The organism is Sphingomonas sp. BK580 (assembly GCF_014194975.1).
Lineage (GTDB): Bacteria > Pseudomonadota > Alphaproteobacteria > Sphingomonadales > Sphingomonadaceae > Sphingomonas.
In genome coordinates this window covers 120,662-139,891 of record NZ_JACIAY010000001.1, presented here as the reverse complement: position 1 = coordinate 139,891, position 19,230 = coordinate 120,662, and the positions used below count along the sequence as shown (strand labels likewise).

At 70.5% G+C, this 19,230-nt stretch carries 17 protein-coding genes; 13 read left to right on the top strand and 4 right to left on the bottom strand.

The window, feature by feature from the left end:
- Window positions 1–28: 28 nt before the first annotated feature.
- Together nhaA and FHY05_RS00700 are read right to left on the bottom strand one after the other, a co-directional pair.
- Window positions 29–1,435, bottom strand: a complete 1,407-nt coding sequence (gene nhaA, locus FHY05_RS00705) for a Na+/H+ antiporter NhaA (protein WP_183942514.1) — start codon at window positions 1,433–1,435, stop codon at window positions 29–31.
- 260 nt (window positions 1,436–1,695) lie between these two features.
- On the bottom strand, window positions 1,696–3,072 hold the full coding sequence (locus FHY05_RS00700; RefSeq protein WP_183942513.1) for a short-chain fatty acyl-CoA regulator family protein: 1,377 nt from the start codon (window positions 3,070–3,072) through the stop codon (window positions 1,696–1,698).
- 106 nt (window positions 3,073–3,178) lie between these two features.
- Between FHY05_RS00700 and FHY05_RS00695 the strand changes: the two genes are divergently transcribed.
- The 13 genes from FHY05_RS00695 to FHY05_RS00635 all read left to right on the top strand — a co-directional run bounded on the left by FHY05_RS00695 (window position 3,179) and on the right by FHY05_RS00635 (window position 17,483).
- Window positions 3,179–4,705 (top strand): acyl-CoA carboxylase subunit beta, encoded by a 1,527-nt coding sequence (locus FHY05_RS00695; protein ID WP_183942512.1) that lies wholly within the window; start codon window positions 3,179–3,181, stop codon window positions 4,703–4,705.
- Between the two features lie 44 nt (window positions 4,706–4,749).
- The gene (locus tag FHY05_RS00690) at window positions 4,750–5,037 is read left to right on the top strand and encodes a hypothetical protein (protein WP_183942511.1); all 288 of its coding nucleotides are present in this window, start codon (window positions 4,750–4,752) and stop codon (window positions 5,035–5,037) included.
- An 86-nt stretch (window positions 5,038–5,123) separates the two neighbouring features.
- Window positions 5,124–5,246, top strand: a complete 123-nt coding sequence (locus FHY05_RS22360) for a hypothetical protein (RefSeq protein ID WP_260181071.1) — start codon at window positions 5,124–5,126, stop codon at window positions 5,244–5,246.
- A gap of 2 nt (window positions 5,247–5,248) precedes the next feature.
- Window positions 5,249–5,680: a methylmalonyl-CoA epimerase gene (gene mce, locus FHY05_RS00680; protein ID WP_311732332.1), complete on the top strand. Its 432-nt coding sequence runs from the start codon at window positions 5,249–5,251 to the stop codon at window positions 5,678–5,680.
- The gene (locus FHY05_RS00675; RefSeq protein WP_183942508.1) at window positions 5,673–6,458 is read left to right on the top strand and encodes an enoyl-CoA hydratase-related protein; all 786 of its coding nucleotides are present in this window, start codon (window positions 5,673–5,675) and stop codon (window positions 6,456–6,458) included. The genes mce and FHY05_RS00675 overlap by 8 nt, the downstream gene beginning before the upstream one ends.
- Window position 6,459: 1 nt before the next feature.
- Window positions 6,460–8,667: a methylmalonyl-CoA mutase gene (gene scpA, locus FHY05_RS00670; RefSeq protein WP_221190929.1), complete on the top strand. Its 2,208-nt coding sequence runs from the start codon at window positions 6,460–6,462 to the stop codon at window positions 8,665–8,667.
- 146 nt (window positions 8,668–8,813) lie between these two features.
- Window positions 8,814–9,167 carry a lysozyme inhibitor LprI family protein gene (locus FHY05_RS00665; protein WP_409321552.1) on the top strand — a complete coding sequence of 118 codons (354 nt, stop codon included), beginning with the start codon at window positions 8,814–8,816 and terminating at the stop codon, window positions 9,165–9,167.
- Entirely contained in the window at window positions 9,155–10,162 is a 1,008-nt protein-coding gene (gene bioB, locus FHY05_RS00660) for a biotin synthase BioB (protein WP_183942507.1), read from the top strand. Before FHY05_RS00665 ends, bioB begins: the two co-directional genes overlap by 13 nt.
- A 74-nt stretch (window positions 10,163–10,236) precedes the next feature.
- Entirely contained in the window at window positions 10,237–12,354 is a 2,118-nt protein-coding gene (locus FHY05_RS00655; RefSeq protein WP_183942506.1) for an acetyl/propionyl/methylcrotonyl-CoA carboxylase subunit alpha, read from the top strand.
- Window positions 12,355–12,651: 297 nt separating this feature from the next.
- Window positions 12,652–14,157, top strand: coding sequence for an efflux transporter outer membrane subunit (locus FHY05_RS00650; protein ID WP_183942505.1), 1,506 nt, complete (start codon window positions 12,652–12,654; stop codon window positions 14,155–14,157).
- Complete coding sequence (locus FHY05_RS00645) at window positions 14,157–15,551, top strand: efflux RND transporter periplasmic adaptor subunit (protein WP_183942504.1); 1,395 nt, start codon at window positions 14,157–14,159, stop codon at window positions 15,549–15,551. Before FHY05_RS00650 ends, FHY05_RS00645 begins: the two co-directional genes overlap by 1 nt.
- On the top strand, window positions 15,541–16,275 hold the full coding sequence (locus FHY05_RS00640; RefSeq protein WP_183942503.1) for an ABC transporter ATP-binding protein: 735 nt from the start codon (window positions 15,541–15,543) through the stop codon (window positions 16,273–16,275). The genes FHY05_RS00645 and FHY05_RS00640 overlap by 11 nt, the downstream gene beginning before the upstream one ends.
- Complete coding sequence (locus FHY05_RS00635) at window positions 16,275–17,483, top strand: ABC transporter permease (protein ID WP_183942502.1); 1,209 nt, start codon at window positions 16,275–16,277, stop codon at window positions 17,481–17,483. Before FHY05_RS00640 ends, FHY05_RS00635 begins: the two co-directional genes overlap by 1 nt.
- 123 nt (window positions 17,484–17,606) lie before the next feature.
- On the opposite strand, the gene FHY05_RS00630 is transcribed toward FHY05_RS00635, so the two are convergent.
- Window positions 17,607–18,281: a nucleotidyltransferase family protein gene (locus tag FHY05_RS00630; protein ID WP_183942501.1), complete on the bottom strand. Its 675-nt coding sequence runs from the start codon at window positions 18,279–18,281 to the stop codon at window positions 17,607–17,609.
- Window positions 18,268–19,191 (bottom strand): XdhC family protein, encoded by a 924-nt coding sequence (locus tag FHY05_RS00625; protein WP_183942500.1) that lies wholly within the window; start codon window positions 19,189–19,191, stop codon window positions 18,268–18,270. The genes FHY05_RS00630 and FHY05_RS00625 overlap by 14 nt, the downstream gene beginning before the upstream one ends.
- Window positions 19,192–19,230 lie beyond the last annotated feature (39 nt).

Sequence of the window (19,230 nt, the reverse complement as noted above, 5' to 3'; positions counted from 1 at the left end):
CGGGCGCGCACGGACACGCTGCCCTGGGTTAGTGCGCGGCCTCCCCTGCATCCGCCTTCGCCGTAGAGGCCGCGTGCCACAGCACGCCGTAACCGAACAGGCCGGACACCAGCGACGCCGCCAGCACCGCGAGCGCGGCCATCTCGGTCAGCTCAGCCTCGGCGAAGGCGAGCTCGGCGATGAACAGCGAGATGGTGAAGCCGATCCCCGCCACCGCGCCGATGCCGAGCACCATCCGCCACGTCACGCCGTCGGGCAGCCGCGCCTGGCCGAGCCGCGTCGCCAGCCACGTCGCCGAGAGGAAGCCCACGGGCTTGCCCAGCGCCAGCCCGACCACGATCCCGAGTGCGAGCGGCGATCGCATCGCGTCGCCGACCAGCGTCGGCGAGAAGTGGATCCGCACGTTCGACAGCGCGAACAGCGGCAGCACGATATACGACACCCAGGGTGTGAGGATGCGCACCAGCCGCTCCGCCGCCTCGTCGGTCGCCGCCGCCATCTCGTGCAGATAGCCCAGGCGCTGCTGCGCTTTCTCGCGGTATTGCTCGGCTTCTTCCTCGTCTCGCGCGCGATCGGCGGCCGCCTGCGCCGCCTTGAGCTGATCGACCGGCTTCTGCACGCGCTCGACGAAACGTCTCTCGGAGAGACGCGAGCTGGTCGGCAGCAGCAGCCCAATGGCCACACCCGCGATCGTCGGGTGGACACCCGAGCCGAGCACGCCGACCCACACCACCAGTCCGCAGGCGATGTAGAGGATCGGTGCCACCCAGCGAAGCCGCAGCAGCACCATCATCGCGCCGTACCCCGCCGCGGCGAGCAGCAGGAAGTGTATGTGGAGCGCGCTGGTATAAGCCACCGCGATCACGAGCAGCCCGAAGACGTCGTCGATCGCGGCGAAGGCGAGCAGCACCGCGCGCACCGCCGGCGGCAGCCGGGTGGTGAACATCGCGACGATCGCGAGGCTGAAGGCCGTGTCCATCGCGGCGACCACGCCCCAGCCGTGCTGCGTCGGCGTGTCGTAGTTGAAGGCGAGGTAGAGCCCGACCGGTACCACCAGCCCGCCGATCGCACCCGCGACCGGGAAGATCGCGGTCTGCCAGGAACTCAGCGAACCCTTGACGAACTCGCGCTTCACCTCGGTGCCGATGATCAGGAAGAACAGCGGCATCAGCGCGTCATTCACCCATTCCGCGACCGAGCGCTCGATCGCCCAACTGCCGTAGCTCACCCGCAGCGGCCGGTCCCACAGCCGGGCGTAATCGGCGCTCCACGGCGAGTTGATCGCGATCAGCGCGACCAAGGATGCGAGCAGCAGCGGCCCGCCCGAGACCTGGCCGATCGCGAAGAAGGGCTCGATCTTGCGTAATACCCTGGCGGCTGGCGAGTGATGCGCGCGCGCCGCGACCTGGCCGGACAGGCGCGGGCTGAGCGCCATGGATGCGTTCTCCCGCGGGTGACTGGTGGAAGGGATACGGGCGAGCGGGGCGGGGCGTTCCCTGCCAGGGCGGCCGACTGACGCGGATCAATGACTAAGCGTCGATGCGCGTTCCGGTCACGTCATCCCGGACTCCGTCCGGATCCACCGTGCCGCTTAGTCGGCGATCGTTGCTCCGACGGGCAGGTCGATCCCGGACCGAGACCGGGGTAACGGCAGGAGGAGCCGCGTCGAGCCCGGCGTCGCTCGTCCCCTTCCGCTTATACCACGCGATACGGCACGGCCCGCCGCTCCGCCGTATCGACCAGGATTGCCCGATCGGTCGGCGGAAAAGCCCGCTGGTCGCAATCCGCGCGCGGGCACAGGCGGCAGCTGATGCCGATCGGTGTCGCCGCACCGCCGCGATCGACCGCGTCGGCGTAGATGAAATCGGCGGCGTGGCGCGCCTCGCAGCCGAGCAGCACGGCGTAGCGCCGTGGGCTGCGCGCGAACTGGCCCGACGGCTTGACCAGCCCCTTGGCGAGCGAGACGTAGCGCGCGCCGTCGGGGGTCTCGGCGAGCTGGACCAGGATGCGATCGGGGATCGCGGCCGCCTCGTGGACATGCCACAGCGGGCAGGCACCGCCGAACCGCGCGAACTGGAGCGGCGTCGCCGAGTGGCGTTTGGTGATGTTGCCCGCCATGTCGACGCGGCAGAAGTAGAAGGGGATGCCCTCCTCACCGGGTCGTTGCAGCGTGGAGAGGCGGTGGCAGGTCTGCTCGAAGCTGGTGGCGAAGCGGCGCGCGAGCCGATCGATGTCGTGCCGGACGCGGCGGGCCTCGGCGCGGAAGGCCCGGTACGGCATCAGCAGCGCGCCCGCGGCGTAATTGGCCAGCCCGGTGGCGAGCAGCCGCCGCGCCTCCTCCTGCGCGAGCGGCGCGGCGGCGACGATGGCGGCGATCGGCGCGGCGAAGGCGAGCGCGGCGAGCCGGTGCGCGATCAGGAAGCGCCGGCTCTCGGCGGGCAGCGCGGCGGCGAGCCTCAGCCGCGCGCCGTCGAAGCGCGCGAGCGGGGCATCGTCATGCTGGTCGGTCGCGATCGTCACGCCGCGGTCGGCCAACGCCGCCTCGACCCACTCGACGTCACCCGTGCCGCCCTGAGCGCCGGCGAGCACCTCCGCGGCGCGGTCGAGCGGGTCGATGTAGTTCCCTGCCTCGTGGAACCAGTCGCGCACGGCCTCCCATGGCAGCCGCGCGCCGGCCCCCGCGGTCATCGCCTCCTCGGCGAGCGCGGCGCGCGCGTCGGCGGCGCGCTTGGCGGCGTGGAGCGCGATCAGTCGGTCGGCGAGGTCGGGGCTCTGCTCGGCAAGCCGCGCCACCTCGTCGGGCGGCATCGATGCGACGGCGGGATCGGCCAGCGCCTGCGCCAGCGCGGTGAGCCGGCGCGCGGGCACCTCGCCCTCGATCTGCGCCAGCGCGGCGGGGAAGTGACGCGCGAGCGCGGCGAGCACCGCGCCGGTGAGCGGGCGCTCGTCGCTCTCCAGCTGCGACAGATAGCTCACCGACAACGTCAACCGCTGCGCCATCGCGCGCTGGGTGAGTCCGGCGGCGCGGCGCAGGTCGCGCAACGCGGCGCCGGCGTAGAGCCGCTGCCTCATCGCGCCGGCGTAGTTCGCAAGACAATGCTTCGCAAGTTCGCAACTTCGCATTTGCGCGGGCGTGCGGCGGCGGGCAGGACGACGCGGCACGTCACGGGAGAGCTGCATGTCCTCGACCATCGCCGAGCTGGAACGCCGCCGCGCCGCCGCCCGCGCCGGGGGCGGCGAGAAGCGCGTCGCCGCGCAGCACGCCAAGGGCAAGCTGACCGCGCGCGAGCGGCTCGACGTGCTGCTGGACGAGGGCAGCTTCGAAGAGGTCGACATGTTCGTCGAGCACAATTGCGTCGACTTCGGCATGGCGGGCCAGGTGATCCCGGGCGACGGCGTCGTCACCGGATCGGGCACGATCAACGGGCGGCTGGTGTTCGTGTTCAGCCAAGACTTCACCGTGTTCGGCGGCTCGCTATCCGAGCGGCACGCGCAGAAGATCTGCAAGATCATGGACATGGCGATGAAGGTCGGCGCGCCGGTGATCGGATTGAACGACAGCGGCGGCGCGCGCATCCAGGAGGGGGTCGCCAGCCTCGGCGGCTATGCCGAGGTGTTCCAGCGCAACGTGCTCGCTTCGGGCGTCGTGCCGCAGCTCAGCCTGATCATGGGCCCCTGCGCGGGCGGTGCGGTCTACTCGCCGGCGATGACCGACTTCATCTTCATGGTGAAGGATTCGAGCTACATGTTCGTCACCGGCCCCGACGTGGTCAAGACGGTGACCAACGAGGTGGTGACGCAGGAGGCGCTGGGCGGCGCGGTCACCCACACCACCAAGACCAGCGTCGCCGACGTCGCCTTCGAGGACGACATCGAGACGCTGCTCGCGGCGCGCGACTTCATCGACTTCCTCCCGGCGTCCAACCGCGAGCCGGCGCCCGAGCGACCGACCGCCGACGCCTGGGACCGGATCGAGCCGAGCCTCGATACCCTCGTCCCCGCCAACGCCAACCAGCCGTACGACATGCACGAGCTGATCCGCAAAGTGATCGACGAGGGCGACTTCTTCGAGGTGCAGCCAGCGCATGCGGCCAACATTCTCTGCGGCTTCGGCCGGATCGAGGGGCGCACCGTCGGCGTGGTCGCCAACCAACCGATGGTGCTGGCGGGCGTGCTCGACATCAACAGCTCGAAGAAGGCGGCTCGCTTCGTGCGCTTCTGCGACGCCTTCGAGATCCCGATCGTGACCTTCGTCGATGTCCCCGGCTTCCTGCCCGGGACGGCGCAGGAGCACAACGGTATCATCAAGCACGGCGCGAAGCTGCTGTTCGCTTATGCCGAGGCGACCGTGCCCAAGATCACCGTGATCACGCGCAAGGCCTATGGCGGCGCCTATGACGTGATGGCGTCCAAGCATCTGCGCGGCGACCTCAACTATGCCTGGCCCACCGCCGAGATCGCGGTCATGGGGGCGAAAGGCGCGGTCGAGATCATCTTCCGCGGCCGCACGCCCGAGGAGATCGCCGAGCGGACCGCGGAGTATGAGGCGCGCTTCGCCAACCCCTTCGTGGCGGCGAGCAAGGGTTTCGTCGACGAGGTGATCCAGCCGCACTCGACCCGTCGCCGCATCGCGTTGGGGCTGCGCAAGCTGCGCGGCAAGAGCCTCGAGAACCCGTGGAAGAAGCACGACAACATTCCTTTGTGAGCAGCGCCTCGGCACATTACAAGCGTATGTGAAGGAGTCAGGCGATGCAGACAGAGCGTGTGACGTTTCTGACCACCCCCGATCACAAAGCGGCGCTCGACACGTTCGCGCGCGCGAGCGGCATGTCAGTCGGCCAAGTGGTGCGGGAGGCGACGTCACAATATATCGGCGGCCCCAGCGCCGAGGAGAGCGCCGAACTCGCCGCGCTGGTGGCGGAAGTGAACCGAGCCATTCCGAAGATGTCAGAATCGATCGATCATATGATCGCCACGCTCGATGAGAGCCACGCCACGGTGGATGCCTTCCTGCGCGAGATGGGTGTGCGTCGATGAGTTCGTTAGGGGACGCGTTCAACGCGCTGCGGCAGGTTATTCTGATCCAGTCGCGGCTTGACCAACTTGACGGCCGGATGAGTCGCATGGCGAGCGATCTCGCCGGCATGACGGAGGCGCTGGCTGTCGTCCGCGATCGAGTCAGCAGGCTCGAAGGCGTGATCGAGGGCGCGGCGATGGCGAATGCGCGTCGCCGGATCGAGGAATGACGGTGACGTCGACCCTCGGCCGCCTCAACCATGTCGGCATCGCGACACCCTCGATCGAGCGCTCGGTCGAGATATACCGTGCGCTGCTCGGCGCCGCGGCGATCGCTGAGCCGTTCGACCTGCCCGCGCAGGGCGTACGCGTCTGTTTCATCGATGCGCCCAACACGCAGGTCGAGCTGATCCAGCCCTATGACGAGAGCTCGCCGATCGCCGGCTTCCTGCGGAAGAACCCGGCGGGCGGGCAGCACCACGTCTGCTTCGAGGTGGCCGATATCCACGCCGCGGTGGCGCATCTCACCGCGCAGGGGGCGACGGTGCTGGGCGTGCCGCGGATCGGCGCGCACGGCACGCCGATCGTGTTCGTCCACCCGCGCGATATGGGCGGCGTGCTCGTCGAGCTGATGGAGACGCCACGTGGAGACCCGCATGACTGAGCCGGCGATGATCCTGACCGAGCGGCGCGGCGACGTGCTCGTCCTCACGCTCAACCGGCCCGACCGGCTCAATGCCGCGCCGCCCGCGATGTTCGAGGCGATCACCGCCGCGTTCGCCGATCTCGGCGACGCACGCGCGGTCCTCCTGCGGGGGGCGGGTCGGGCCTTCTGCTCGGGCGCCGACGTCGGTGCGGGGGCGCTGACCAGCGACGATCCCGGCGCAGCGACTCACGCGGCGCTGACCGACTCCTACAATCCCGCGATCCTCGCTGTCGCGGGGGCGCGCGTACCGGTGGTGAGCGCGGTGCGCGGACCGGCGGCGGGGATCGGGTGCAGCCTCGCGCTCGCCGCCGACCTGTGCGTCGCCGGCGACACCGCCTATTTCCTCCAGGCCTTCGTCAACATCGGGCTCGTGCCCGACGGCGGCGCGAGCTGGCTGCTGCCGCGCTTGATCGGACGCGCGCGCGCCGCGGAGATGATGCTGCTGGGCGAGCGGGTGCTCGCCGCGAAGGCGCTCGACTGGGGCATGATCCACAAGTTGGTGGCGGACGTCGACCTCGACGCCGCGGCGTTCGCGCTGGCCGAGCGGCTCGCCGCCGGGCCGACCGTCGCGCTCGGCACGATCCGGCGCGGCCTGCACGCCGCGATGGAGAGCGATCTGGCGAGCGCGCTCGCGCGCGAGGCGGACGACCAGCGCGCGATGCGCGGCACCGCCGACGCGATCGAGGGTGGCATGGCCTTCCTCCAGAAGCGCGCACCCGCGTTCAGGGGCGTCTGACATGGCCGAGATCGAGCGCAACATCGGCGAGGACGCCGGCAGCACGCGCGCTCCCGATGGGGTGCCGGAACCGACCCCGCGTCCGCGCCACGCCGACTGGCAGGCTGCCGCCGCCAGAGAGGCGAAGGGCAGGGACCTGACCTGGCACACGCCCGAGGGGATCGACGTCAAGCCGCTCTACACCGCGGAGGATGTCGAAGGCTGGGACCCGGGTCTGCCCGGCTTCGCGCCGTTCACCCGCGGCGTGCGCGCGTCGATGTACGCGGGGCGCCCGTGGACGATCCGCCAATATGCCGGCTTCTCCACGGCGGAGGAGTCGAACGCTTTCTATCGGCGCAATCTCGCCGCCGGACAGAAGGGCCTGAGCGTCGCCTTCGATCTCGCCACCCACCGCGGCTACGACAGCGACCACCCGCGCGTCACCGGCGACGTCGGCAAGGCGGGGGTCGCGATCGATACCGTCGAGGACATGACGATCCTGTTCGACGGCATCCCGCTCGACCAGATGTCGGTCAGCATGACGATGAACGGCGCGGTGATCCCGATCCTCGCCTTCTTCATCGTCGCCGGCGAGGAGCAGGGCGTCGATCGCGCCAAGCTCGACGGGACCATCCAGAACGACATCCTCAAGGAGTTCATGGTCCGCAACACCTACATCTACCCGCCCGAACCGAGCATGCGGATCATCTCGGACATCTTCGCCTATACCAGCCGTGAGATGCCCAAGTTCAACAGCATCTCGATCAGCGGCTATCACATGCAGGAGGCGGGGGCGACGCAGCTCCACGAACTCGCCTTCACCATCGCCGACGGCATGGACTATGTGAAGTACGGTGTCGCCAGCGGGCTCGACATCGACAAGTTCGCTGGCCGGTTGAGCTTCTTCTTCGCGATCGGCATGAACTTCTTCATGGAGGTGGCGAAGCTGCGCGCCGCGCGGGTGCTGTGGCATCGCGCGATGACGCAGCTCGGCGCGAAGGACGAGCGCTCCAAGATGCTGCGCACCCACTGCCAGACCAGCGGCGTGTCGCTGACCGAGCAGGACCCGTACAACAACGTGATGCGCACCACGATCGAGGCGATGGCGGCGATGCTGGGCGGTACCCAGTCGCTCCACACCAACGCGCTCGACGAGGCGATCGCGCTGCCCACCGACTTCTCCGCGCGGATCGCGCGCAACACGCAGATCGTGCTGCAGGAAGAGACGGGGATGACCAAGGTCGTCGATCCGCTCGGCGGCAGCTATTACGTCGAGAGCCTCACCAAGAGCCTGGTCGACGGCGCCTGGGCGATCATCGAGCGCGTCGAGCGCGAGGGCGGCATGGCAACGGCGGTCGCGGCGGGCTGGCCCAAGGCGATGATCGAGGAGGCCGCGGCGGCGCGCGCGGCGCGGGTCGATCGCGGCGAGGACGTGATCGTCGGCGTCAACAAATATCGGCTCGCGGACGAGGCGCCGATCGACATCCTCGACGTCGACAATGTCGCGGTGCGCGAGGCGCAGGTGCGGCGCATCGCCGCGGTGAAGGCGTCGCGCGACGAGGCGGCGTGCCAGCGCGCGCTCGACGCGCTGCGGGAGGGGGCGCGCGGCGACGCCAACCTGCTTGCCCTCGCGGTCGACGCCGCTCGCGCGCGAGCCACGCTGGGCGAGATCTCCGCCGCGATGGAGGACGTGTTCGGTCGCTTCGGCACCCACCCCAAGCCGGTGCAGGGCGTCTACGGCGGCGCCTATACCGACGACGAGCGCTGGGCGCGGCTGGTGCGTGGCGTCGCGGCGACCGAGCGGCGGCTCGGCCGTAAGCCCCGCATGCTCGTCGCGAAGATGGGGCAGGACGGCCACGACCGCGGCGCCAATCTCGTCAGCAGCATGTTCGGTGATCTCGGCTTCGAGGTCGTGCCTGGTCCGCTGTTCCAGACGCCCAAGGAGGCGAGCGAACTCGCGCTGGAGCAGGACGTCGATGTGGTCGGCGCTTCCAGCCTCGCCGCCGGGCACAAGACGCTGATCCCGGAGCTGATCGGCCACCTGCGCGACGCCGGACGCGCCGACATCAAGGTGATCGCCGGCGGCGTCATTCCCGCGCAGGATTATGACGTGTTGCGCGAGGCCGGGGTGCAGGCGATCTTCGGCCCCGGCACGAACCTGATCCAGGCGGCGGAGGAGGTGCTTCGCCTGCTCGGCCACAACATGCCGCCCGGCGAGGAGGCCGCGTGATGTTCTCTGTCCATCCCACCGGTGACGCGGCAGGCCGGGTCATCTGCGACCGGCATCGTGGTCCGGAAGCGACCGGGGCTCGCACGCGACGGTCGTCGCGCTCGCGGGTTAGGCCCGGGAAGGCGGGGAGGGCCGTCGCATTATCCCTGCTCGCCCTCGTCTGCACACCCGCCGCGGCGCAGACCCAGGCGCAGATGAACCAGCAGGCGGGCGCCGCGTACAAACAGGCCGACGCGCAGATGACGCAGGCGTGGCGGGCGCTTTACGCCGGCATGAAGAAGCGCGACGCCGCCGACACGTCGCGCGGTGGTGGCTTCGGCTATGCTGCTGCGGCGCTCGCCAGCCAGCGCGCGTGGCTCCCGTTCCGTGACAAGCAATGCGTGCTAGAGGGGGCCGAGTTCGCGGGTGGCTCGCTCCAGTCGATGGCGCAGCTACAGTGCCTCACCAAGGTGACCCGCGCGCGGACGCAGCAGTTGAAGGGAATGCAGTGGACGAAGTGACGGGCGCGGTACGCAACGACTGGACACGCGAGGAGATCGCGGCGCTCTTCGACCTGCCGTTCGACGAGCTGATGTGGCGCGCGCAGACCGTCCATCGCGCGCATCACGCGTCCGGACAGGTGCAGCTCTCCACCCTGCTGTCGATCAAGACCGGTGGCTGCCCGGAGGATTGCGGCTACTGCTCGCAGTCGGTCAGCGCCGACAGCGGGGTCAAGGCGACCAAGCTGATGGACGTGCGCGCCGTGCTCCAGAAAGCGGCGCAGGCGAAGGACAATGGCTCGACCCGCTTCTGCATGGGCGCGGCGTGGCGCAATCCCAAGGACCGCGACATGGACTCGATCGTCGCGATGGTCGAGGGCGTCCGCGCGATGGGCATGGAGACGTGCATGACGCTCGGCATGCTCGAGCCGCACCAGGCCGACCGGCTCGCCGCGGCGGGGCTCGACTATTACAATCACAACATCGACACCTCACCCGAGCGGTACGGCGACGTGATCACGACGCGGACCTTCCAGGAGCGGCTCGACACGCTCGACGCGGTGCGCTCAGCCGGGATCAACGTCTGCTGCGGCGGCATCGTCGGCATGGGCGAGACGCGCGACGATCGCGTCGGCTTCGTCCTCGCGCTGGCGACGCTGCCCGAGCATCCCGGCAGCGTGCCGGTCAACGCGCTGGTGCCGGTCAAGGGCACGGTGCTCGGCGACATGCTCGCCGACACGCCCCTCGCCAAGATCGACGAGATCGAGTTCGTTCGCACCGTGGCGGTGGCGCGGATCACGATGCCGGCGAGCATGGTGCGGCTGTCGGCCGGGCGCGAGAGCATGTCGGACTCGACCCAGGCCCTGTGTTTCATGGCGGGCGCCAACTCGATCTTCACCGGCGACAAGCTGCTCACCGCGGGCAACGCCGGTGACGACAAGGACGCGGCGCTGTTCGCCAAGCTGGGCGTGACGCCGATGGCCGCGGAGTGCCGGCTGGCACAGGCGGCGGAATAAGCGGCGGCGGTCGGCCGGATGAGACAAGCGCTCGTCGTCGCCCGTCCGCGGCGGCGGGGCAGCAGGAGAGGTCAGTGTTCAAGAAGATCCTGGTCGCCAATCGCGGCGAGATCGCCTGTCGCGTGTTCCGTACCGCCAAGCGGATGGGGCTGCAGACCGTCGCGGTCTATTCCGATGCCGACGCGCGCGCGCCGCACGTGCTGATGGCCGACGAGGCGGTCAGGCTCGGGCCGGCGCCGGCGGCGGAGAGCTATCTCAAGGCCGAGCTGATCCTGCTCGCCGCCAAAGAGACGGGGGCGGACTGCATCCATCCCGGCTACGGCTTCCTGTCGGAGCGCGAGAGCTTCGCGCGGGCCTGCACGGAGGCGGGGATCGCCTTCGTCGGCCCGCCGCCCGGCGCGATCGCGGCGATGGGCGACAAGATCGAGTCGAAGAAGCTGGCGAAGCAGGCCGGCGTCAACGTCGTGCCCGGCTACCTCGGCGAGATCGCCGACACCGACGAGGCGGTGCGGATCGCGGGGGAGATCGGCTATCCCGTCATGATGAAGGCCTCCGCCGGCGGCGGCGGCAAGGGCATGCGGCTGGCGTGGAGCGAGCAGGACGTGCGCGAGGGCTTCGAGGCGACCAAGCGCGAGGGGCTGGCCAGCTTCGGCGACGACCGCGTCTTCATCGAGAAGTTCATCGAGAGCCCGCGCCACATCGAGATCCAGGTGCTCGGCGACCGGCACGGCAACATCGTCTACCTCAACGAGCGCGAGTGCTCGGTTCAGCGCCGCCACCAGAAGGTGGTCGAGGAGGCGCCGTCACCGTTCGTCAGCCCGGCGATGCGCAAGGCGATGGGCGAGCAGGCGGTCGCGCTGGCACGGGCCGTGGGCTATTTCAGCGCGGGCACGGTCGAGCTGATCGTCTCCGGTGCGGATACGACGGGGGAGAGCTTCTACTTCCTCGAGATGAACACGCGGCTGCAGGTCGAGCATCCGGTGACCGAGGAGATCACCGGGCTCGACCTGGTCGAGCAGATGATCCGCGTCGCGGCCGGGGAGCCGCTGACGTTCGGTCAGAGCGACGTCGGGATCAGCGGCTGGTCGATCGAAAATCGTGTCTATGCCGAGGACCCGTACCGCGGCTTCCTGCCGAGCATCGGGCGACTGGTACGCTACAATCCGCCGGCGGCGACCGACGCTCCCCACCCGGCGTCATCCCCGCGCAGGCGGGGATCCATAACCCATGCCGTCGATGTAGCCGCGGACGCTGCGTCTCTGGATTCCCGCCTGCGCGGGGATGACGAAGGGGGCGAGGGCGACACCAAGGCCATCGTCCGCGTCGACGACGGTGTCGCCGAGGGCGGCGAGGTCAGCATGTTCTACGATCCGATGATCGCCAAGCTGATCACCTGGGCGCCGACGCGCGAGGCGGCGATCGACGCGCAGATCGCGGCGCTCGACTCGTTCGAGATCGAGGGGCCGGGCACCAACATCGACTTCCTCTCGGCGCTCATGCAGCACCCGCGCTTCCGCGAGGGTCGGCTGACCACCGGCTTCATCGCCGAGGAATATCCCGACGGCTTCCACGGCGCGCCCGCCTCCGCCGGGCTTTTGCGCGCGCTCGCCGCGATCGCCGCCTTCGCCGCGACCGCGCAGGCGGATCGCGCGCGCCGGATCGAGGGCCAGCTCGGGCATCGTCTCCAGCCGCCCGCCGACTGGGTGGTGCGGATCGGCGGTGTCGATCACGCCGTCCACGTCTCGCCCGACGCGATCGGCGTGGACGGCGAACCGCTGGAGATCGGCATCGAGTACACGCCCGGCGACCGGCTGATCGAGGCGGAGCTGGCAGACGAGGCGCGATTGTCGGTGCGGATCGCGCCGACGCGTACCGGCTTCAGGATGACCACGCGTGGCGCCAGCCATGTCGCCCGCGTGCTGCCCGCCCGCGTCGCGCCCTATGCGCAGCATCTGCTCGAGAAGGTGCCGCCCGACCTGTCCAAGTTCCTGATCGCGCCGATGCCCGGACTGCTGGTCCGACTCGATGTCGCGGCGGGCGACAAGGTCGAGGCGGGGCAGCCGCTCGCCGTGGTCGAGGCGATGAAGATGGAGAACATCCTGCGCGCCGAGAAGAGCGCGACGGTGAAGACCGTCAACGCGGCCGCGGGCGACAGCCTGGCGGTGGACCAGGTGATCCTCGAGCTGGAGTGAGGCGCGCGGGTGGCGGTCGATCTCGCGTGCGAGATGGGTCATCTCTCCGCCCTCACCCTGAACTCGTCGCAGGATTCACTGTCGTGCGAGCGCCGCACGCTCCCCGTGCGCGCCGCCGTGGATCTTGAAACAAGTTCAGGATGAACGCCATCAGCATCGAAGGTGCCGGTCCACGCTAGGTCAGAGCGGACACTAGGTTGCCCGCCACCTCGGCTGCCCTCCAGCCGCAGCCCGCCACGACAACTTGCGACATATTAACGCTGGACGTGCCCGGCGGGCATGTTCATGCATCGCAGCATGAGGCGTGCGACCCTTGCGACGACCCTGCTCGCGCTGGCGGGCTGCACCGTCGGCCCCGATTACCAGCCGCGATCCGCGACCGAGCTGGGCGTGCCGGTCGCTTACTCCGTTCCTGCGCCGCCGACGCGCGACGACCTCACGCGCTGGTGGCAGCGCTTCGACGACCCCGTCCTGGGCGAGCTGGTCGAGCAGGCCGCGACCGCCAACCTCGACGTCGCGCAGGCGATCGCGCGGCTGCGCCAGGCCCGCGAGTCCCTGGTGCAGAGCCGCGCCGACCTGCTGCCCTCGCTCAGCGGCAACACCGGCTACAGCCGCTCCGAGACGCTGCGCGGCGGCGGGCAGACGATCACCTTGCCCGACGGCACGGTGCAGAACGTCGGCGGCGGCGGCGCGGACAATTACTCGATCGGGCTGAGCGCCTCCTATCAGCTCGGCCTGTTCGGCGAGGTGCGCCGCACGATCGAGGCCAGCCGCGCGCAATATCAGGCGTCGGGCTTCGACTATGCGACCACGCTGCTGTCGGTTCAGCAGGAGGTGGCGCGCAACTACGTGCTCGCGCGGCTCTACCAGGCGCAGCTCGCCAACGCGCGCGCGAGCCTCGCGCTGCAGGACGACAATCTCGAGATCGCGGGCTTCCGCGTCCAGGCCGGTCTGGTGTCGTCGCTCGACCAGGAGCAGGCGCGCCAGCAGCGCGCGCAGACCGCCGCGACGATCCCCTCGCTCGAGCAGCAGTATAACGCCGCGGTGTCGCGCATCGGCGTGCTCACCGCGCAGGCGCCGGGTGCGCTCAAGCCGCGGCTGGCGGCGGCGCGGCCGATCCCCGTCGGCGCGTCGCCCTCGGGCATCGGCATCCCCGCCGACGTGCTGCGCCAGCGACCCGACGTGCGCGCGGCCGAGCGCGCGCTCGCCGCCGCCACGGCGGAGATCGGCGTCGCCGAGGCGGCACTCTACCCCAACCTCGCGATCACCGGGAACATCAACACGCGGGCGGGCGGCGTCGGCGGCCTGCTCGACACGGTCACGGGCGGGCTGTTCGCCGGCGTGACCCAGGCGATCTTCAATGGCGGGCGGCTGCGCAGCCAGGTGCGCGGGCAGCAAGCCGCGGCCGATGCCGCGCTCGCCGCCTACAAGTCGACCGTGCTGACCGCGCTGGAGGACGTCGAGAATGCGGCGGTCGCGCTGGACACCGCGCGGCGGCGCGAGGAGCAGCTGACGATCGCCTATGAGGCGGCCAACAACGCCGCGATCCTGTCGCGCAGCCAGTATCGCTCCGGGTTGACCGACTTCACCACGCTCAGCCAGCAGGAGGCAACGCTGCTGAGCACGCGCAACAGCGCGGCGCAGGCGCAGGCCGACGCGGCGACGGCGCTGGTGCAGCTCTTCGGCGCGCTCGGCGGCGGGTGGGACGCCGCCGGCGTACCCGAGGCGCCGCCGCGCGCCGGATCGGCGCCGACGCTCGTGCAGCCCGCCCCCACCACCACGCCCAGCGACGGACAGCCCTGATGCCCGAGACACAGCTCGACGACTTCCTGGGCGTCCAGCCGCAGCCGGCGTGGCGGCGCTGGGCCAAGTGGGTGCTGGTGCTCGCCGGCCTGATCGTGGTGCTGCTGCTGCTGTCGCGCTGCGTCTTCGGCGGCACCGAGCCGGTGCGCTACGCCAGTGCCCCTGCGAAGCGCGGCGACCTCACCGTCACCGTCTCGGCGACGGGCAAGCTGGCACCCACCAACCAGGTGACGGTCGGCTCGCAGCTCTCGGGCCTCGTCACCAAGGTGGTGGTCGACGTCAACGACCGAGTCACCGCCGGCCAGCCGCTCGCGCTGATCGATCCCGAGCAGATCGAGGACCAGATCCGCGCCGGGCAGGCGCAGCTCGCCGCCAACGAGGCGCAGGTGGCGCAGGCGCGCGCGACGGTGGCGGAGTCGCAGGCGCAGCTCGCCCGGCTCAACGAGGTGTTCAAGCTCTCCAAGGGACGCGTCCCGTCACGCACCGAGCTGCAGACCGGCCAGGCCGACGCGCAGCGCGCCACCGCGGCGTTGCGGGTAGCCGAGGCGAACGTGGCGGCCGCGCGCGCGACGCTGTCGCAGTCGCAGACGCAGCGCGCGCGCGCGATCATCCGCTCGCCCGTCAACGGCGTGGTGCTCGCGCGCCAGGTCGATCCCGGCCAGACCGTCGCGGCCTCGTTCAACACGCCGACGCTCTTCGTGATCGCGGAGGACCTCTCCAAGATGAAGCTGGAGGTAGCGATCGACGAGGCCGACGTCGGCGAGGTGCAGGTCGGGCAGAAAGCCAACTTCACGGTCGATGCCTTCCCCGGCCGCAGCTTCCCCGCGACGATCACGCGCGTCGACCTCGGCTCGAACCTGACGGTGAGCAGCGCCACCGCTTCCTCCTCCTCGTCGACCAGCGCGACGTCGAGCACGAGCGGGCAGGTGGTATCCTACGCCGCAGACCTGACGGTGGCGAACCCGACGCTCCAGCTGCGCCCCGGCATGACGGCCACCGCCGACATCGTCACCGCGGACAAGCGCAACGTGCTGCTCGTCCCGAACGCCGCCTTCCGCTTCAAGCCCAGCGCGGGCGGTAGCGGGCGCGGCGGCATCACCGGTACGATCCTGGCGGGCCCACCGCGCCGCGCGCGCGCCGAGCGCAGCGCCACCGTCGGCCGCGGTGCGTCGCAGACCGTCTACGTCAAGGGCGAGGACGGCACGCCCCAGCCGATCCAGGTCACCACGGGCGACACCGACGGCACCCAGACCGAGGTGCTGTCGGGCGGGCTCAAACCGGGCATGGAGGTGATCACGGGCCAGCTCGCGGCAGGCACGGACCAGGCCGGCGCCGCCAGCGCGAGCGGGCGTGGTCGTCGCGGCGGGGGAGGGGGCGCGGCGGGTGGCCAGTGACACGCCCCTGATCAGCCTGCGCGGCGTCACCAAGGTCTATGGCGAGGGTGCGACGCAGTTCCAGGCGCTCAAGGGCGTCGACCTCGACATCGCCGCGGGCGACTTCGTCGCGGTCATGGGGCCGTCGGGCTCGGGCAAGTCGACGACGATGAACATCCTCGGCTGCCTCGACGTGCCGAGTGGGGGCACCTTCCTGTTCCAGGGACACCACGTCGAGACGCTGGATCGCGACCAGCGCGCGCTGCTGCGCCGGCGCCACCTCGGCTTCGTGTTCCAGGGCTTCAACCTGCTCAGCCGCACCACCGCGCTCGAGAACGTCGAGCTGCCGCTGCTCTACCGCGGCGACGAGAAGCGCGCGCGGCGCCAGGCGGCGATGGCGGCGCTGGAGAAGGTGGGGCTCGACCAGTGGTGGGACCATACCCCCGCCGAGCTGTCGGGCGGCCAGCAGCAGCGCGTCGCGATCGCGCGCGCGATCGTCACTTCGCCCGACGTGCTGCTCGCCGACGAGCCGACCGGCAACCTCGATTCGGAGCGCTCGGTCGAGATCATGGAGCTGCTCACCGGGCTCAACCGCGACAGCAACATCACGGTGCTGATGGTGACTCACGAGCCCGATATGGCCGCCTTCGCGCGCACCGTGATCCACTTCAAGGACGGGCTGGTCGAGCGCATCGAGGCGCACCACCGCCCCGGCGAGACGCCCGAGCGGGTCGAGGCGAACTGATGCTGGGCACCACCTTCCTGCTCGCGCTGCGCTCGATCCGGCGCCACATCCTGCGCTCGTTCCTCACGATCCTGGGCATCGTCATCGGCGTCGGCGCGGTGGTGACGATGGTCACGCTGGGCAAAGCGACCACCGCCGCGGTGCAGTCGCAGATCGCGGCGCTCGGCACCAACATCCTCCAGATCCGTCCCGGCCAGGGCTTCGGCCGCGGCGGCGGCGGACCGCGCCCGCCCGACTTCAAGCCCGAGGACGTCACCGCGATCGCCGCGCAGATCGCGGGCGTCACCGCGGTGGCGCCGCAGGCGCAGGCGAGCGCCACCGCGATCTACGAGGGCGCCAACTGGTCGACCACGATCAACGGCACCACCGCGGCCTATTTCCAGGTCCAGCCCTGGCCGCTGGTGAGCGGTCGGCAGTGGACGCCGCAGGAGGAGCAGGCGGGCAAGGCGGTCTGCATCATCGGCAACACCGTGCGGCAGAACCTCTTCCGCGGCGGCGAGGCGGTGGGCGAGCGCTTCCGGCTCGGCGACGTGAGCTGCGACGTGATCGGCGTGCTGTCGACCAAGGGCCAGGCCGGGTTCGGCGGGGATCAGGACGATATCGTGATCATGCCGATCAAGACGGTGCAGCGCCGCTTCACCGGCAACCGCGACGTGCGGCTGATGCTGGTCGGGGTCGACCAGGCCTATGCCACCAGCACCGTCCAGGCCTCGATCACCCAGCTGCTGCGCGAGCGCCGCACCATCACCGACGGGCGCGAAGACGATTTCAACATCTTCGACACCAAGCAGATCAGCGACACGCTGACCGGCACCACCACCGCGCTGACCCGTATCGTCGCCGCGGTGGCCGCGATCAGCCTCGTGGTCGGCGGGATCGGCATCATGAACATCATGCTGGTGTCGGTGACCGAGCGCACGCGCGAGATCGGCATACGGCTCGCGATCGGCGCGGTGGCGCGCGAGGTGCTGCTCCAGTTCCTGGTCGAGGCGGTGGCGCTGTCGTGCCTCGGCGGCCTGATCGGGCTGGTACTGGCGCAGGCGGTGATCGCCGGTCTGACGCCACTGCTCCAGGTGCCGTGGACGTTCGATCCGCGGATCAACCTGGTCGCCTTCGCGATCTCGGCGGTGATCGGGGTGGTGTTCGGCTATTTTCCGGCGCGGCGCGCGGCGGCGCTCAACCCGATCGACGCGCTGCGGCACGAGTGATCGGGCCCATCTCCTAAGCTGACCACCCCGGCGAACGCAGGCGTCCAGGTGGGGAAGGCGTCAGTGAGTGTCAGCCGCGTCCCCCAACCCGACCCCGGCGTGCGCCGGGCTGGCAGCCCGGTATCACTCCTCCAGCTGGCCACGCAGCGCCGCCAACGCCGCGGCGTCGCCGCCGCGCAGCACGTGCGAGTCGGGCCGCGACAGCGCCTCGGGCGCGTGGACCAACTCGCGCAGCGCCTCGAGCTCCTCCGGCGTGTCGACGTCGATCAGCTCGGCACCGTTGGTGACGACGTGCCGCCCCGACTGGATCAGGTCGCGCGCGCCCTGGTCACCGCCGATCGCGAGCAGCTCGTCGAAGCGCGCTCGGCCGAACAGCGCGGGCGGCTTGGGCGAGTGGCCGTCGCTCGAGGCCACCACCGCCTGCTCCCCCATCTCGCTCGCGTCGAAGAGCCGGTAGATATGCGCCGCGGTGACGCGCGGCATGTCCGCGAGCGCGATCAGCACGGCCTTGGCATCATGCGCCCGCGCGCAGTCGACCCCGATCCGCACCGAGGACGCCATGTCGCGCTCGGGATCGTCGTTGTGCGTGACGAAGAAGCCGAACTGCGCGAAGTCGATCTTGCACCCGTCCACCACCGCGACGCGCTGGCGGAACGGCATATCCTCCAAGGCCACCGCGACGTGCAACCCGAGCGGACGCGCGAGGAAGGGCTGGTCGAGCTTGCTGCCGATGTCACCGAACCGCTCCGAGCGGCCGGCGGCGAGCAGCACCAGCACGGTATCCTCAACGGCGATCATTGAAGGCCCCCACCATCGCCGCCGCGATCGACAGCGCGATCTCGGACGGGCCGATCGCGCCGATATCGATCCCGACGGGACCGTCTATCCGGTCGAGTTGATCCGCATCAACGCCCGAGGCGGCGAGCCGCTCCCGCCGCGCCGCGTGGCTGCGCCGGCTGCCGAGCGCGCCGACATAGCCGGTATCGGCGGCGAGCGCGGCGATCAGCGCGGGGTCGTCGATCTTGGTGTCGTGGCTGAGCGTCACCACCGCTGTCGCGGGCCCAGGCTTCCACGCCGCCACGGCCTCGTCGGGCCAGCGATCGTCGAGCGTGACCCCGGGGAAGCGCTCTTCGGTGAGGAAGCGTCCGCGCGGATCGATCACCACCGTCTCGATGCCGAGCGCCTGGGTGAGCGCGGCGAGGCTCTGCGCGATCTGCACCGCGCCGACGATCAGCAGCCGCCGCGGCGGGTCGTAGCGGTTGGCAAACAGCTCGCCGGTCTCGAGCGGGCGCAGGTCGGAGTGGCCGGTGGCGAGATCGGTGGTGACGGTGAGCGAGCGGCCCTCGGCGCGCGCCGCGGCGATGCGGTCGAACAGCTCGGGGTCGAAGCCTTCGGCCGAGACCGGCTGCACCATCACGCTGATCTCGCCGCCGCACGGCAGTCCCACCTCCCAGGCACTGTCGTCGGCGACGCCGTAGCGCTTGAGCTGGAACGGCGCGCCCGCGATCACCTGCGCCGCGGTGTCGAGGATGTCGCCCTCGACGCAGCCGCCCGAGACCGAGCCCTCGAAGCGGCCGTCCGCGTGGACGAGCATGTGGCTGCCGCGCGGTCGCGGCGCCGAGCCCCAGGTGGAGACCACGGTGGCGAGCGCGAGCGGGGCGCCCTTCCAGTTCTGCGCGGCGGCGAGGACGGTGTCGTTATCGGCCATGGGTCAGGTGATCCTAGCGGGCGAAGTGCTCCTGCGCAC

Bases quoted from the DNA above. Each gene is read 5' to 3' on its own strand.
- FHY05_RS00700 (WP_183942513.1), bottom strand. From the start codon at position 3,072: ATGAGGCAGCGGCTCTACGCCGGCGCCGCGTTGCGCGACCTGCGCCGC.
- FHY05_RS00695 (WP_183942512.1), top strand. From the start codon at position 3,179: ATGTCCTCGACCATCGCCGAGCTGGAACGCCGCCGCGCCGCCGCCCGC.
- FHY05_RS00630 (WP_183942501.1), bottom strand. From the start codon at position 18,281: ATGATCGCCGTTGAGGATACCGTGCTGGTGCTGCTCGCCGCCGGCCGC.
- FHY05_RS00625 (WP_183942500.1), bottom strand. From the start codon at position 19,191: ATGGCCGATAACGACACCGTCCTCGCCGCCGCGCAGAACTGGAAGGGC.
- FHY05_RS22360 (WP_260181071.1), top strand. From the start codon at position 5,124: ATGGCGAGCGATCTCGCCGGCATGACGGAGGCGCTGGCTGTCGTCCGC.
- nhaA (WP_183942514.1), bottom strand. From the start codon at position 1,435: ATGGCGCTCAGCCCGCGCCTGTCCGGCCAGGTCGCGGCGCGCGCGCAT.
- FHY05_RS00675 (WP_183942508.1), top strand. From the start codon at position 5,673: ATGACTGAGCCGGCGATGATCCTGACCGAGCGGCGCGGCGACGTGCTC.
- FHY05_RS00645 (WP_183942504.1), top strand. From the start codon at position 14,157: ATGCCCGAGACACAGCTCGACGACTTCCTGGGCGTCCAGCCGCAGCCG.
- FHY05_RS00635 (WP_183942502.1), top strand. From the start codon at position 16,275: ATGCTGGGCACCACCTTCCTGCTCGCGCTGCGCTCGATCCGGCGCCAC.
- scpA (WP_221190929.1), top strand. From the start codon at position 6,460: ATGGCCGAGATCGAGCGCAACATCGGCGAGGACGCCGGCAGCACGCGC.
- FHY05_RS00690 (WP_183942511.1), top strand. From the start codon at position 4,750: ATGCAGACAGAGCGTGTGACGTTTCTGACCACCCCCGATCACAAAGCG.
- FHY05_RS00650 (WP_183942505.1), top strand. From the start codon at position 12,652: ATGAGGCGTGCGACCCTTGCGACGACCCTGCTCGCGCTGGCGGGCTGC.